Genomic DNA, 15779 nt, shown 5'->3' on the forward strand with positions numbered 1-15779 from the left:
GGACAACGAAATGTACGTTTCATATAAATGGTTACAAGAATATGTTGACTTATCTGGGATTACACCAGAAGAATTAGCAGAGAAAATCACAAAGAGCGGGATTGAAGTTGAAGGTGTAGAGACACTTGATGAAGGAATTAAAGGTGTTGTCGTCGGTTATGTGTCTGAAAAAGAAAAACATCCAAGTGCTGATAAATTAAATATTTGTCAAGTAGACCTTGGTGATGGTGAACTTGTGCAAATCATTTGTGGGGCTCCTAATGTTGATAAAGGACAAAAGGTGGCAGTAGCAACTGTAGGTGCAGTATTACCGGGGAATTTTAAAATTAAAAAAGCAAAATTACGTGGCGAAGCTTCGAATGGAATGATTTGTTCTCTTCAAGAACTAGGTTTTGAAAGTAAGCTAGTCGCTAAAGAGTATAGTGAAGGTATTTATGTGTTTCCAGCAGATACAGAGCTTGGAACCAATGCATTAGAGCAATTACACAGAGATGATCAAGTATTAGAATTAGGGTTAACACCTAACCGTGCAGATTGCCAAAGTATGCTTGGTGTGGCTTATGAAGTCGCTGCTATTTTAGGAAAAGATGTGAAGTTACCACAACCAAAGGTAGAGACTGTTTCTGAAAGAGCGGCTGATTACATCACTGTAAAGGTTGAAGCAGCAGATGATAATCCTTTATATGTCGCTAAAGTAATCAAAAATGTAAAAATCGCTCCATCACCACTATGGTTACAAGCTCGTTTAACAGCAGCTGGTATTCGTCCACATAATAATGTTGTTGATATTACGAACTATATTTTACTTGAATACGGTCAGCCATTACACGCGTTTGATTATGATCGCCTAGGTTCGAAAGAAATTCTTGTTCGCCGTGCCAACCAAGGTGAAAAAATCACTACGCTTGATGATGCTGAGAGAGAATTAACAACTGATCACCTAGTTATCACAAATGGGGAAGTACCAGTTGCTTTAGCTGGTGTAATGGGTGGAGCAAATTCAGAAGTAGGTAATGAAACAACGACCGTACTACTTGAATCAGCTTATTTCACTGGCGGTGCAATTAGAAAGTCCTCGAAAGATCACGGATTAAGAAGTGAAGCGAGTGCCCGCTATGAAAAAGGTGTTGATCCACAGCGTATCCGTCCAGCTGCAGAAAGAGCAGCGCAATTACTCACGCAATATGCAGGCGGAGAAGTATTAGAGGGATCAGTAGAAGTTGACACATTAAAAGTAGAACCTGCTGTTATTTCCATTACCATTGATAAAATCAATCGTGTCCTTGGAACAACGTTATCAGTGAGCGAAGCAAATAACATTTTAGAAAGATTGCAATTCACGACAGTGGTTGAAGAGAATGAAATGACAGTAACAGTGCCAACAAGACGTGGTGATATTACGATTGAAGAGGATCTTGTAGAAGAAGTGGGTCGCCTATACGGATACGATAATCTTACTTCAACATTGCCAGGTGGAACGGCTTCAGCAGGTAGTCTAACGCCTTATCAAAAGAAACGACGTATTGTTCGTCAATACTTGGAAGGTGCTGGATTATATCAAGCCATCACTTACTCATTAACGAGTGCAGAAAAAGCGCAAAACTATTGCTTGGAAGTAAGAGAGCCAATCAAGCTTGCGATGCCGATGAGTGAAGAGCGTAGTGTGTTACGTCTTAGCTTAATTCCGCATTTATTAGAAGTCCTTAAGTATAATAGTGCGAGACAAATTGACGCTACTGCTGTTTATGAAACAGGATCTGTTTTCTTAAGTACAGCTAAGAATGAGTTACCTGAAGAAAAAGAACATTTAGCTGCGGCCATAACAGGTTTATGGGAGCTACACCAATGGCAAGGGGAGAAAAAGCCAGTTGATTTCTTTGTTCTGAAAGGAATTCTAGAAGGATTATTTAGTAAGCTTGGCTTGTTAGAGCAAATCACGTTTGCCAAATTGGAGAAAGACGGTCTACATCCAGGTCGCTCAGCAGAAGTATTCTTAAATGAAACGAGTATCGGGTTTATTGGTCAAGTTCATCCAAATGTTGAAAAAGAATTAGACTTAAAAGAAACGTATGTTTTTGAACTATCATTAGAGAAATTACTACATGCTGAAATGAATCCATTACGCTATGAAGCTATTCCTCGTTACCCATCTATTACGAGAGATATTGCTTTAGTGGTCGATCAAACAACAACGGCTCAAGCATTAAGCACTGTCATTCGTGAAGCAGGCGGTAAATTATTAAAAGACGTTCATGTATTTGATTTATATGAAGGCGATCGAATGGAAGAAGGTAAAAAATCCATTGCCTACTCACTTAAATATTTTGATCCAGAACGGACATTAACAGATGAAGAAGTAGTAAAAACACATGACAAAGTATTAAAAGCATTAGAAGAAAAAGCTGGTGCTGTCCTTCGCGGATAAATAATCATAAAAGTGATACTCACCGTTATTTTGCGGTAGTATCACTTTTTTTGCACAGTTTAGGTAAAAGGGGAACTTCGCTATAGAAATAAGCGTGAGAGAGTGGGGGCAAAAGGAAGAATCACAGGTCTCAAAAAAGGCTGAGACATAACTAAATGAGCTAACCTCAAAAAAGAACAATAACAAATTGATCTTAAAATATCATTTGAAAAAAAGTCCGTTCCATAGCGCTACAGTCACTTGCTTTCCCTCTATTCCCGCAGGAGTCGAGTGTCTTCTACTCCATTTCACTATTCTTTTCATATAAGGGTTCAAATCAACAAAAAACCGAATGATTAGATGCTAGAACTCCTAATCATTCGGATAAATCATTAGCTAGCATACTTATGTCCCAACCTCACCCTATTGCCTTAAGCTTTATACTTTTTTCTATAAAGAGCCTTTGCTTTTTCGGTGTTAGCAAAATGAAGTTTCACAAAGTACTTTAGAGAATCTTCACCATGTATATGTATTAATTTCGCTCCGCATTCGTCTACCTTAGGGCCGGCACCTTTTGTTAGTGGGAAGCCAGCTTTTTTACTTAATTCCTCGAAACGAAGGAGAAACGCATAGCGCGCAAGAATCGATGCAGCTGCGACAGCGAGATGGACAGATTCACCTTTCGTACTGAAATATACATTTTCTCTTTGGATATTGGCTTGAGATTTTAAATAATTATAATAGACTCCTTCTTGAGCAAATTGATCGATCAAGACAGCGTCTGGTTTCTCCGGTGACATTTTTCCAAGCACACTATTAATAGCTTGGTTATGAAGGAGGGCTTTTAGCTTGCCTTGAGACATTCCTTTTTGTTGCATGTTGTTATATTTTTCATTATGAAGTGTAAGTAAACTAAAGGGAATGACTTCTTTAATTTGCTTAGCGATTTGGATAATTCTTTGATCGTTTAAATTCTTAGAATCTTGCACGCCCAGCTCTTTTAATAGCGGGATATTCGTTGCACTTACATAAGCAGCTACCACTGTCATTGGTCCAAAATAATCTCCTGTCCCAACTTCATCTGAGCCAACAACGGATAAGGATGCAAAACGATCCGGTAATTTAGATCCTTTCGGCGCGCTTGCTTTCTTTTTCGGTGCGACTGCACTACTAGAGCCACCCCATTTATCTGCTTCCGATTGACAGCCAGCTCCCTGAAACAATACTTTACCTGATTTGTAGGCAGTTATTGTACAGTTGTTTGTTTTAGCAGTAAAAATACTACCGGGAGGCTGTTTCGGTGATAGTAGAGCTTGGTAATGTGTTTTCATTTGTTGCAGTTCTGCTGTTGATTTTTTTAATACAATTTGGCTCATCATTGATTCCTCCTATTTTGACAATTCCTCTGTCTTTTTGACAAGCTTTGACTTCCCTCAAAAAATGGTTCGTGTTATGATAATGTTTAGGATTCTTCAGAATGGGGGCTTACATGTTGTCAAATACTGATAAAAACCGGACAAGGGTTGATATATATGGTATCCCGTATACAATTGTCGGCACGGAGAGCTCCAGCCACATCCGTTTAGTTGCATCCATGGTGGATGAAACAATGAGAGATATTAGTGCAAAGAATCCTTCGCTCGATATTAGTAAACTTGCTGTTTTAACAGCTGTGAACACAATGAACGATTATTTGAAACTTAAAGACGAAGTAGAACGTCTTAAAGAAGAATTAAATAGAGTAAAGGACTGACACGAATTATGCTTGATCTTGCCATTATTATTATGTTAATCTTCGGGTTTTTCATAGGTCTACGAAGAGGATTAATTCTTCAAGCTATCCATCTATTAGGCTTTATTGTCGCCTTTGTTGTGGCAAGACTATATTATGAGCCGTTAGCTCCTAAATTAACCTTATGGATTCCATATCCGAACTTCGGGAACTCACAGCTTGAAACGATTTTAGGTAACACAGACTTAGAGACAGCTTATTATCGCGCAATTGCATTTGCAATCATTTTCTTTGCAGTTAAGATTGTATTACAAATTATCGGCAGTATGCTAGATTTTCTCGCAAGTTTTCCGATATTAAAACAATTAAACAGTTGGGCTGGAAGTATTATAGGATTTATAGAAGTTTATCTTATCATGTTTATCTTATTATACATAGCAGCATTATTGCCAATAGATAGTGTGCAGTCAACTCTGGACGGCTCGTTTATGGCAAACCTTATTATTGAGCATACACCAGTGTTTTCCCAGCAGATAAAAGAGTTATGGATTGATTATGTAGCTTCTTAACTTCTCTACCTTAGGAAGAGAAGTTTTCTTTATTTGAAGCCAATCTTTTATTGGATGGGGCTACCATTAAGGGTCAAGACTGTCTAGAACTATTGAAATATTGTATGATTTTATAGGTAGCAAGAAAACGGGAAAGACTAAGAAAATATGAATGTAAATGAGGCGATACACTTATGACAATTAATAAAAAGGATGTTGTTCATTTATTAGAAACGATTGCTATTTATATGGAGTTAAAGGGAGAAAACCCTTTTAAAACGGCTGCCTTTCGTAAAGCAGCAACGGCTTTAGAAACAAGTGATTTAACGTTGGATGAAATAGATGATTATACGACTTTACCTGGTATCGGTAAGGGGACTTCTACCGTAATCGCAGAGTTTGTAGAAGAAGGCACAACTAGTGTCCTTGATGAATTAAAGAAAGAAGTACCAGCAGGTTTGATTCCACTTTTGCAATTGCCGGGTTTAGGTGGTAAAAAAATTGCTAAGTTGTATAAAGAGCTTGGGGTTAAGAGTGCTGAAGATTTAAAGACGGCTTGTATGAATCATCAAGTACAAGCTTTAGCCGGGTTTGGGAAGAAAACAGAAGAAAAAATTCTCGAAGCATTAGCCAATGTGGGCACAAGACCAGACCGTCTGCCCCTTGCTTTTATGCTTCCGATTGCTGAGGAAATTGAAGGATTTTTATCATCATTTAATAACATCGACCGTTTTTCTCGAGCAGGTAGTATTAGAAGAATGAGAGAGACGATTAAAGATTTGGACTTTATTATTTCAACGACAATGCCTGCTTCAGTGAAAGAACAACTTTTACAATTAGATGAGATTAAAGAAGTGATTGCGGCAGGGGACACAAAAGTATCTGTAGTGCTGGCATACAAATATGATGTCTCTGTTGATTTCCGAATCGTAACACCTGAAGAATTTGCTTCTACACTTCACCATTTTACTGGTTCAAAAGACCATAATGTGCGTATGCGTCAATTGGCGAAGGAGCGCGGAGAAAAAATTAGTGAGTACGGTGTTGAAGATATAGAAAAAGGAACGATCAAAACATTCCAATCAGAAAAAGATTTTTATGCTCATTTTGATTTACCTTTGTTTCCTCCTGAAATTCGCGAAGACGGGCAGGAAGTTGAAACATATACCGCAAACACGCCACTTATCGAAAATGAAGATATCAAGGGCGATCTTCATATGCATACAACATGGAGTGACGGTGCTAATTCAATCGAAGAGATGATTGCTGCCTGTCGCACAAAAGGCTATCGTTATATGGCGATTACGGATCATTCGCAATATTTAAAAGTAGCTAATGGATTAACAAAAGAGCGGTTATTAAAACAAAGAGAAATCATTCGCCAAATCAACGAACAATATGATGATTTTCAAGTTTTATCAGGGATAGAAATGGATATTTTACCGGATGGTTCCCTAGATTATGAGGATGATGTGCTGAAAGAAATGGATATTGTCATTGCTTCTATTCATTCAGCTTTCTCACAATCAGAAGAGCAGATTATGCACCGATTAGAAAATGCAATGAGAAACCCACATGTTGATATTATTGCCCATCCAACAGGTCGATTGATTGGGAGACGGGATGGATATGCTGTCAATATCGAGAAATTAATTGCACTAGCAAAAGAAACGAATACTGTACTTGAATTAAATGCGAATCCAAATCGGTTAGACCTCGCAACAGAAGCATTAAAATTAGCACAAGAATCTGATGTCAAGATTGTCATTAATACTGATGCTCATAAAATAGAAACACTCAATCATATGGAAGTGGGTGTATCGGCTGCAAAGAAAGCATGGTTATTAAAAGATACAGTGCTTAATACATTTGAAGCTGATGATTTATTGCAGTTTTTAAAGAATCATAAGTAAAGAGAACGGTTAGATACGGAAATGAAGGGGGATTACCTCATGCAAGATAGAATTTTGAAAATGCTCGAATTTCATAAAGTTAAAGAGCAGCTTTTAACCTATGTGTCCTCAAGTCTTGGGAGGAAAAAAGCGGAAGACTTAGTACCATCAACAGACTTTTCTGAAGTGCTTAAGTTGCAAAACGAAACGGATGAAGCGGCTCAAGTGTTACGTATGAGAGGCAGTGTGCCTTTAGGGGGGATTTTTGATATTACTCCTCACTTAAAACGAACAAAGATTGGTGCGATGTTGAGTCCCCAAGAACTGATGCAAGTAGCTAGTACGATTCATGCAAGTCGACAAATGAAGCGTTTTATTGAAGATTTTGCTGATGAAGAAGAAAATGAAATACCAATTTTGTTCAACTATAGTGAAAAAATCATTGTGTTAGCTGAACTAGAAACGGCGATTAGAAATAGTATTGACGAAAATGGAGATGTCCTTGATAGCGCGAGTGAAAATTTACGCCAATTAAGAACACAATTAAGAACGAGAGAGAGTCGGGTACGAGATAAATTAGAATCAATGATTCGTTCGTCTAGCGCACAGAAAATGCTTTCTGATGCGATTATTACTATTCGTAATGATCGTTTCGTTATTCCTGTTAAACAAGAATATCGCGGTCATTATGGTGGAATTATTCATGATCAAAGTTCTTCTGGACAAACATTATTTATTGAACCACAGTCTATTGTCCAACTAAATAATGAATTACAAAATATAAGAGTAAAAGAGCAACAAGAAATAGAGAAGATTCTTATTCAGCTATCATTATTAACGAATGAGTATAATAATGAGCTTCAGACCATTGTGTATGTTTTAGGTGAGATGGATTTTATGTTCACAAAAGCAAGATATGGAAAGAGCATAAAGGCAAGCAAACCATCTGTAAATGACAAAGGTCATATTAAGCTTTTCAAAGCACGTCACCCACTGATACCCGCTAATGAAGTCGTAGCGAACGACATAATGATGGGAGAAGACTATTCTTCCATCGTTATTACGGGACCAAATACAGGTGGTAAGACAGTCACATTAAAAACAGTTGGTCTATCCACATTGATGGCACAGGCAGGGTTACAAATTCCTGCTTTAGACGGGTCGGAAGTAGCTGTATTTGCTGCTGTTTATGCTGATATCGGTGATGAACAATCAATTGAACAGAGTTTAAGTACTTTCTCGTCACATATGGTCAATATTGTTGATATTTTAGAAAAAGTGGACGGTAATAGTTTAGTCCTTTTTGATGAATTAGGTGCAGGAACAGACCCCCAAGAAGGGGCAGCTTTAGCCATTTCTATTTTAGATGAAGTGTATAACAGAGGGGCTAAAGTCATTGCTACAACCCACTATCCTGAGTTAAAAGCTTATGGTTACAATCGTGAAGGGGTTGTAAATGCCAGTGTTGAATTTAATGTAGAAACGTTGAGTCCTACTTATAAATTATTGATTGGCGTTCCTGGGCGCAGTAATGCTTTTGAAATTTCAGGACGTCTTGGTTTAAATGAGCGTGTCATTACCAATGCCAAGGAATATATAAGTGCTGATAGTAACAAAGTAGAAAATATGATTGCCTCATTGGAAAGTAGTAAAAAGCAAGCGGAGGCAGAACGTGAAGAAGCATATGCCTTATTAAAAAACGCTGAGAAGCTTCATAAAGATTTGCAAAAACAAATGGTCTCCTATTATGAAGAAAAAGATGTGTTAGAACAAAGAGCAAAAGAAGAAGCTGCATCTATTGTAGAGAAAGCGAAAGAAGAAGCAGAGAGCATTATTAGCGAACTTAGACAAATGCGCATAGAAAAACACGCAGAAGTAAAAGAGCATGAACTGATTGAAGCAAGAAAACGTCTATCTGACGCCGCACCTGAAATAGTGAAGAAGCAAAAGAAAAAAAGTGCCAATCAAACGCATCAATTCCAGCCTGGAGATGAAGTAAAGGTATTAAGTTTCGGTCAAAAGGGGCAACTATTAGAAAAACTAGCTGAAAAGGAATGGAGTGTCCAGATCGGCATTTTAAAAATGAAGGTGGAAGAAAAAGATTTAGAGTTTATTAAAGCACCTAAGCCGATAGAAACAAAACCGATGGCAACTGTAAAAGGAAAAGATTATCATGTCAGTTTGGAGCTTGACCTTAGAGGCGAAAGATATGAAAACGCTCTTTTGAGAGTTGAGAAATATATTGATGATGCTCTTCTAGCAGCCTATCCGCGCGTGTCTATCATTCACGGAAAAGGAACAGGGGCGCTAAGGCAAGGTGTACAAGAGTATTTACGAAATCACCGTTCCGTCAAGTCTATTCGTTTTGGTGAAGCTGGTGAAGGTGGAACAGGTGTCACTGTGGTAGAATTTAAATAATGATTGTCTTTACACATGAATGAAAAACATGTAAGTGCGAAAAGAATTCATTAAAAAATTGTGGGGAGAACTTAAAATGAATCAGTTTTGGGAGAATGAATTTGTTCATACCGCTGCCTACTTTAGTGTGGTTATTCTATGTATGATTGTCTTTTTAGCAGTATTTGAGCTAGTAACAAAGTATAAGAATTGGGAAGAGATTAAAAAAGGAAATGTTGCTGTGGCAATGGCTACGGGTGGTAAGATATTTGGGATAGCCAATGTGTTTCGTCATTCAATTATGCATAATGATCATTTACTTGTCATGATTGGTTGGGGCGTGTTCGGTTTTATTTTATTGATAATCGCTTATTTTGTTTTTGAATTCATGAGTCCGAATATAAAAGTAGATGATGAAATACAAAATAATAATATCGCTGTTGGACTGATATCTATGATATTATCAATCGGAATTTCTTATATTATCGGTGCAAGCATATCTTAGGGAGCGTAATTGAATGGAGAGATTAGCAAAAATATTACTTGTATTATGCGTATTATTTATCTTAGCGGGCATCATCTTTATGATATAAAGGTATTGATTTATTCGTTACATCTAGACAATTATTCGTATGCGCCATACAGCGAATAGTTGTCTAGTTTTTTATTTACAGTAAAAGTACCGCCAAACTTTTACTTACTATACAACCGTTCTTCCTCCTTCATGGTGGCTATGGTTTATGCTATTTAGCATAAGATAAATGGACTTGTATAAAGAGGCGCCTTTAGTAAATAAGGCACAGATTTATCTAATTTCCATTTGTTTTGCTTACAAGTGTATATTATAATAAAAGGTGAACAATTTTAAATGTTCTAAAAATATAATATTTGGGGAGGGTCGTAAATGTCTGAAGAAAAACCGTGGCTGAAGCTGTACCCTAATGAAATCCCATCAACACTTGATTATCCAGAACAGCCCGTTCAGGAGTTTTTAGTTAATGCCGCAAATGAGTTCCCTGAAAAAAAAGCCATTCACTTTATGGGTAAAGAGTTTACGTATCGTTATGTCTATGAATCTGCGCTAAAAGTTGCAGGTTACTTGCAAAGCATCGGAATAACGAAAGGCGATCGAGTGGCTATCATGTTACCTAATACCCCGCAGTCAGTCATAAGCTATTATGGTGTTCTATTCGCAGGAGGAGTGGTCGTCCAAACAAATCCACTTTATATGGAAAGAGAACTTGAATTCCAAATGAAGGATTCAGGAGCGATTGCTATTATCACAATGGATATACTTTTTCCGAGAGTGACTAAAATACTACCGCAAACCGAATTGAAACATGTAATTGTAACCGCTATCAAAGACTTTTTACCATTTCCAAAAAATATTGTGTATCCATTTATCCAGAAAAAGCAATATGGCTTATCAGTCAATGTTAGACACGAAGGCAATTATCATTTATTAACAGAAATATTAAAAGGTGAAGTAAAACCAGTTCAAACATATGATATAGAATTTAATGAAGATTTAGCACTATTACAATATACCGGTGGGACGACTGGATTTCCGAAAGGAGTTATGCTTACCCACAAAAATTTAGTTTCCAATGCTGCGATGTGTAAAGCATGGCTATATCAAACGAAAAAAGGCGAAGAGATTATTCTAGGTATACTGCCGTTTTTCCATGTATATGGTATGACAACGGTTATGATCTTAACGATTATGGAAGCCAACAAAATGGTTTTGCTTCCAAAGTTTGATGTTGAAACGACCTTGAAGACGATTGAAAAGCAAAAGCCAACACTTTTCCCAGGTGCTCCGACCATTTATATTGGATTATTGAATCACCCCAAAATTAAAGAATTTGATCTTTCTTCGATCGATTCCTGTATTAGTGGATCAGCTGCACTACCTGTTGAAGTTCAACAAAAATTTGAAGAAATCACTGGCGGTAAATTAGTAGAAGGATATGGGCTAACAGAATCTTCACCTGTGACACATGCTAATTTCCTTTGGGATGAACCGAGAGTGAAAGGTAGTATTGGTATACCTTGGCCCGATACTGATGCAAAAATTATGTCTACTGAAAATGGCGAATTTTTACCTGTTGGTGAAATTGGTGAGATTTGTGTGAAAGGTCCACAAGTCATGAAAGGCTATTGGAACCGTCCGGACGATACCGAACAAACTTTAAAAGACGGTTGGTTATTAACAGGAGATTTGGGGTATATGGATGAAAACGGCTATTTTTATGTAGTTGACCGTAAGAAAGATATGATTATAGCCGGTGGATTTAATATATATCCTAGAGAAATAGAAGAAGTGTTATATGAACATGAAGGTGTCCAGGAAGTAGTAGCAGCTGGCGTGCCGCACCCTTACCGCGGAGAAACAGTGAAAGCTTATATTGTTAAAAAAGAAGGTGCCAATATTACAGAAGATGAACTAAATCAGTTTGCTAGAAAACATTTGGCTGCTTATAAGGTACCGAGAATTTATGAATTTCGTGAAGAACTACCTAAAACAGCAGTAGGAAAAATCCTAAGAAGATCTTTAATTGAGGAAGATAAAAAGAAATTTGCTGAAGAGCAAAATGAGGCGATAAAATAATCGGGCCATGTGGCTCATTCTTTTTGAATCCTAGAGCTTGTCCAACTTAAAAACATAATAATTATGCAAAGATTCTTGACAGAACAATCATTAGATAATAATATAATTTTATGAATGACTATTCATTCATTTTTTATCATTCGGAATGGTTGTTCTGTTGATTAGGTGGAAACGAGTATCTCCATTCCGGTATACTCTTTGTTAGGCGCAAGAGTGATATAGGGGGAGAATGATTTTGAAGAAGAACAAACCAAAATATAGACAAATTATTGATGCAGCAGTGATAGTCATTGCTGAGAATGGCTACCATCAATCACAAGTTTCAAAGATTGCTAAACAGGCAGGCGTGGCTGATGGGACGATTTATTTATATTTTAAGAACAAAGAAGATATCTTAATTTCCCTCTTTGAAAACAAAATGGGTCACTTTGTTGAAATGATTGAGGAGAAAATAGCAGGAAAAGTAAGAGCAGCAGAGAAGTTATTAATGATGGTCGAAACCCACTTTCATATTTTATCTCAAGACAAACATTTAGCTATCGTGACACAATTAGAACTAAGACAATCCAATATCGATTTACGGCAAAAAATTAATGCAATCTTAAAAGGTTATTTAGGCTTAATCGATTCAATCTTACTCGAAGGGAAAAAAACGGGTGAGTTTGCTAGTAATCTTGATGTCCGATTAGCTAGACAGATGATCTTTGGGACAATGGATGAAACGGCAACAACATGGGTGATGAATGATCAAAAATATGATTTAACTGCGTTAGCACCTGAAGTTCATCGTCTTTTAATTAGTGGTTGCAAAAGCAGTAATTAAAAATAATGGAGGTAAGAAAAAGTGGAATACTTAAATTGGAAGATTGATAATGAAATTGCAACAATTACCATTAGTCGCCCTCCTGCCAATGCACTATCATCTGGGTTGATTGAAGAATTAAGTGAAGTACTGGATCAGATCGAGCCAAATCAAGATATTAGGGCGATTCTCATTCATGGTGAAGGCCGCTTTTTCTCTGCTGGAGCAGATATTAAAGAGTTTACTTCTATCCAGAATGATGAAGGTTTTTCGCAATTAGCAGAAAATGGACAAGGGCTCTTTGAGAGAATTGAAACCTTCAAGAAACCTATTATTGCAGCCATTCATGGTGCAGCTTTAGGTGGAGGTTTGGAACTTGCAATGAGTTGTCATATTCGCTTAGTTGCAGAAAATACAAAAATGGGACTACCAGAATTGCAGCTCGGATTAATTCCTGGATTTGCTGGTACACAACGTTTACCTCGATATGTAGGAACGGCAAAAGCAGCTGAAATGATTTTAACCAGTGATCCAATAACTGGGCTAGAAGCTGTACAACTCGGTCTGGCCAATCATGCTTACCCTGAAGAGGAACTGTTAGAAAATGCCTACGCAATGGCACAAAAAATCGCCAAAAAGAGCCCAGTATCTGTCGGTGCAGCATTAGAATTACTGAATTATAGTAAATCCAACCGCTATTATGATGGAGTGAAAAAAGAAGCAGAGCTTTTTGGTCAAGTTTTCGTAAGTGAAGATGCGAAGGAAGGTATTTCTGCTTTTGTTGAAAAGCGAAATCCAGTTTTCTCAGGAAAATAATTTTTTAAATATAAACGTTTTTCATTACCAATTTTGTTTATAATCTATTATAATAGATTTAATAATTCAAATTGTTTAAAAAAATAATCGATTTGAAAAGTTTTTTTGGGAATAGGTTATTGTAAGACTGAGCATACGCTCAGTCAACAATTTAGTTTTATTTGTCAAAATCTTATGAAGCAATGGAATGTTTGTAAAATTAGGAGGCGAAACCATGAACATCTATGTACTAATGAAAAGAACATTTGATACAGAAGAAAAGATCACAATCTCAAGCGGCAAAATTAATGAAGATGGAGCAGAATTCATCATCAACCCTTACGATGAATATGCAATTGAGGAAGCAATCCAAGTTCGTGATGCACATGGTGGTGAAGTAACGGTTGTTTCTGTTGGGACAGAAGAAGCGGAGAAACAACTTCGTACAGCATTAGCGATGGGTGCTGATAAAGCAGTACTGATCAATACAGAAGATGACGTCGAAGAAGGAGATCAGTTTACGACATCAAAAATTTTAGCTGAATTCCTTAAAGATAAAGAGGTTGATTTAATTATTGGTGGGAATGTAGCAATCGATGGTGGATCAGGTCAAGTTGGCCCACGTGTCGCGGAATTATTAGCTATACCTTATATCACAACCATCACTAAATTAGATATTGAAGGTACAACAGCTACAGTTGTTCGTGATGTAGAAGGTGATTCTGAAGTAATCGAGACTTCTTTACCATTGCTTGTCACTGCACAACAAGGTTTAAATGAACCGCGCTACCCTTCTTTACCCGGAATTATGAAAGCAAAGAAAAAACCTTTAGACGAAATTGAATTAGACGATCTTGATTTAGACGAAGATGATGTAGAAGCGAAAACAAAAACAATCGAAATTTCCCTACCACCGAAAAAAGAAGCCGGAAAAGTGCTTGAAGGTGAATTAGAAGATCAAGTAAAAGAATTAGTCGGTCTACTTCATAACGAAGCAAAAGTTGTCTAATAACGAGCATAAAAGAATAAAAACGTTGGGGGTATAATAATGGCTAGAAAAGTTTTAGTACTAGGTGAAGTAAGAGAAGGTTCATTGCGTAATGTTTCTTTTGAAGCAGTTGCTGCAGCAAAAACATCTGCTGAAGGTGGAGAGGTAGTAGGTGTATTATTTGGTGATTCTGTAAGCGCTTTAGGAGCTGAATTCATTCAATATGGAGCTGACCGTGTGGTTACAGTAGAGGATGAACAGTTAAAACAATATACATCTGACGGTTATTCCCAAGCCTTACTTGCCGTTATTGATCAAGAAGATCCTGAAGGAATTATTTTCGGACATACTGCCCAAGGTAAGGATCTTGCACCGAGGATTGCGGCAAAGCTAGAATCCGGTCTCATCTCTGATGTAACAGATCTAGAAGTTGAGGGTGGTAATTTAGTCTTTACCCGTCCGATTTACTCTGGAAAAGCATTTGAAAAGAAAATTGTAACAGATGGACTTCTTTTTGCTACGATTCGTCCTAATAATATCGCACCACTTGAAAAAGATGAAAGTAGAACTGGAGATGTTTCATCTTTATCTGTAGAAATTAAAAACTTGCGTCAAGTCATTAAGGAAGTTGTACGAAAAGCAACAGAAGGTGTAGACCTTTCTGAAGCGAAAGTCATTGTTGCTGGTGGACGCGGTGTGAAAAGTGAAGAAGGTTTCGAGCCGTTGAAAGAATTAGCAGATGTCCTTGGTGGTGCTGTGGGAGCTTCACGTGGTGCATGCGATGCAGACTATTGTGATTACTCACTTCAAATCGGTCAAACAGGTAAAGTGGTTACGCCGGATCTTTATATTGCCTGCGGTATATCTGGTGCAATTCAACATTTAGCTGGCATGTCCAATTCAAAGATTATTGTTGCCATCAACAAAGATCCTGAAGCGAATATTTTTAAAGTAGCGGATTATGGTATTGTGGGTGACTTATTTGAAGTCCTTCCACTACTAACGAAAGAGTTTAAAGAATTACTTGTAAATGCATAATTTTTGTTTATATCTGATATGAGCGGGTAGACTTGTACTACTCGCTTCTTTATTATGTTGGCAAAAAGATGAATGATGAATAAAATAGACATTGGATCCCTTTTAAAGGTTCAGTATGATACAATAAAAAAATGGGTAATCTATACGAGCAAAATAATAGCATCCATTATTAATCGATGATATACTTTCGATAAGATTTTTTAGTTATTTATTAGGAGGAATATAAATATTATGGCTATCACACATGCAACAGATCAAAACTTTACTGCTGAAACTGGTTCAGGTCTAGTCCTTGCAGACTTCTGGGCACCATGGTGCGGACCTTGTAAAATGATTGGACCAGTTCTTGAGGAAATCGATGGAGAAATGGGAGATAAAGTGAAAATCGTTAAACTTGATGTTGACGATAACCAAGAAACTGCTGGTAAATTTGGTGTTATGAGCATCCCAACTCTTATCGTATTTAAAGATGGTAAAGAAGTAGATAAAGTGGTTGGTTTCCAACCAAAAGAAGCATTAGTTGAATTGCTTCAAAAACATGGTGCATAAGAAGTACCATAAAAACAAACCCC

The 15779-nt window shown here is 37.2% G+C and carries 13 protein-coding genes; 12 read left to right on the forward strand and 1 reads right to left on the reverse strand.

Going from position 1 to position 15779, the window contains the following annotated elements:
* Positions 1-10: 10 nt before the first annotated feature.
* A complete protein-coding gene (gene pheT / locus H9655_RS01135; RefSeq protein ID WP_191810083.1) occupies positions 11-2425 on the forward strand; it encodes a phenylalanine--tRNA ligase subunit beta in 2415 nt (804 codons plus the stop codon).
* 410 nt (positions 2426-2835) lie between these two features.
* Here the strand turns inward: pheT and rnhC are convergent, their stop codons facing one another.
* On the reverse strand, positions 2836-3783 hold the full coding sequence (rnhC, locus tag H9655_RS01140; RefSeq protein WP_191810086.1) for a ribonuclease HIII: 948 nt from the start codon (positions 3781-3783) through the stop codon (positions 2836-2838).
* A gap of 110 nt (positions 3784-3893) precedes the next feature.
* Here rnhC and zapA point away from each other — a divergent pair, with 110 nt between their 5' ends.
* The 11 genes from zapA (at position 3894) to trxA (ending at position 15756) form a co-directional block, all read left to right on the forward strand.
* A complete protein-coding gene (zapA, locus tag H9655_RS01145) occupies positions 3894-4157 on the forward strand; it encodes a cell division protein ZapA (RefSeq protein WP_225230364.1) in 264 nt (87 codons plus the stop codon).
* An 8-nt stretch (positions 4158-4165) separates the two neighbouring features.
* The gene (locus H9655_RS01150; protein WP_191810089.1) at positions 4166-4705 is read left to right on the forward strand and encodes a CvpA family protein; all 540 of its coding nucleotides are present in this window, start codon (positions 4166-4168) and stop codon (positions 4703-4705) included.
* A 173-nt stretch (positions 4706-4878) separates the two neighbouring features.
* The gene (polX, locus tag H9655_RS01155) at positions 4879-6597 is read left to right on the forward strand and encodes a DNA polymerase/3'-5' exonuclease PolX (protein WP_191810091.1); all 1719 of its coding nucleotides are present in this window, start codon (positions 4879-4881) and stop codon (positions 6595-6597) included.
* 39 nt (positions 6598-6636) lie between these two features.
* Positions 6637-8994, forward strand: a complete 2358-nt coding sequence (locus H9655_RS01160) for an endonuclease MutS2 (protein ID WP_191810093.1) — start codon at positions 6637-6639, stop codon at positions 8992-8994.
* A gap of 76 nt (positions 8995-9070) precedes the next feature.
* On the forward strand, positions 9071-9478 hold the full coding sequence (locus H9655_RS01165; RefSeq protein ID WP_191810095.1) for a DUF350 domain-containing protein: 408 nt from the start codon (positions 9071-9073) through the stop codon (positions 9476-9478).
* A gap of 399 nt (positions 9479-9877) precedes the next feature.
* A complete protein-coding gene (locus H9655_RS01170) occupies positions 9878-11584 on the forward strand; it encodes an AMP-binding protein (RefSeq protein ID WP_191810096.1) in 1707 nt (568 codons plus the stop codon).
* A 235-nt stretch (positions 11585-11819) separates the two neighbouring features.
* On the forward strand, positions 11820-12407 hold the full coding sequence (locus tag H9655_RS01175; protein ID WP_191810099.1) for a TetR/AcrR family transcriptional regulator: 588 nt from the start codon (positions 11820-11822) through the stop codon (positions 12405-12407).
* Positions 12408-12428: 21 nt separating this feature from the next.
* On the forward strand, positions 12429-13202 hold the full coding sequence (locus H9655_RS01180) for an enoyl-CoA hydratase (protein WP_191810101.1): 774 nt from the start codon (positions 12429-12431) through the stop codon (positions 13200-13202).
* A gap of 214 nt (positions 13203-13416) precedes the next feature.
* Entirely contained in the window at positions 13417-14190 is a 774-nt protein-coding gene (locus tag H9655_RS01185) for an electron transfer flavoprotein subunit beta/FixA family protein (protein ID WP_191810103.1), read from the forward strand.
* Positions 14191-14229: 39 nt separating this feature from the next.
* Entirely contained in the window at positions 14230-15207 is a 978-nt protein-coding gene (locus H9655_RS01190; protein ID WP_191810105.1) for an electron transfer flavoprotein subunit alpha/FixB family protein, read from the forward strand.
* 231 nt (positions 15208-15438) lie between these two features.
* Entirely contained in the window at positions 15439-15756 is a 318-nt protein-coding gene (gene trxA / locus H9655_RS01195; protein WP_191810107.1) for a thioredoxin, read from the forward strand.
* Positions 15757-15779 lie beyond the last annotated feature (23 nt).

The sequence above is a fragment of the Cytobacillus stercorigallinarum genome (genome assembly GCF_014836495.1).
GTDB lineage: Bacteria > Bacillota > Bacilli > Bacillales > Cytobacillaceae > Cytobacillus > Cytobacillus stercorigallinarum.

Excerpts from the sequence above, each read along its gene's own strand:
- pheT (WP_191810083.1), top strand. The coding sequence starts at position 11 with ATGTACGTTTCATATAAATGGTTACAAGAATATGTTGACTTATCTGGG.
- rnhC (WP_191810086.1), bottom strand. The coding sequence starts at position 3,783 with ATGATGAGCCAAATTGTATTAAAAAAATCAACAGCAGAACTGCAACAA.
- zapA (WP_225230364.1), top strand. The coding sequence starts at position 3,894 with ATGTTGTCAAATACTGATAAAAACCGGACAAGGGTTGATATATATGGT.
- H9655_RS01150 (WP_191810089.1), top strand. The coding sequence starts at position 4,166 with ATGCTTGATCTTGCCATTATTATTATGTTAATCTTCGGGTTTTTCATA.
- polX (WP_191810091.1), top strand. The coding sequence starts at position 4,879 with ATGACAATTAATAAAAAGGATGTTGTTCATTTATTAGAAACGATTGCT.
- H9655_RS01160 (WP_191810093.1), top strand. The coding sequence starts at position 6,637 with ATGCAAGATAGAATTTTGAAAATGCTCGAATTTCATAAAGTTAAAGAG.
- H9655_RS01165 (WP_191810095.1), top strand. The coding sequence starts at position 9,071 with ATGAATCAGTTTTGGGAGAATGAATTTGTTCATACCGCTGCCTACTTT.
- H9655_RS01170 (WP_191810096.1), top strand. The coding sequence starts at position 9,878 with ATGTCTGAAGAAAAACCGTGGCTGAAGCTGTACCCTAATGAAATCCCA.
- H9655_RS01185 (WP_191810103.1), top strand. The coding sequence starts at position 13,417 with ATGAACATCTATGTACTAATGAAAAGAACATTTGATACAGAAGAAAAG.
- H9655_RS01190 (WP_191810105.1), top strand. The coding sequence starts at position 14,230 with ATGGCTAGAAAAGTTTTAGTACTAGGTGAAGTAAGAGAAGGTTCATTG.
- trxA (WP_191810107.1), top strand. The coding sequence starts at position 15,439 with ATGGCTATCACACATGCAACAGATCAAAACTTTACTGCTGAAACTGGT.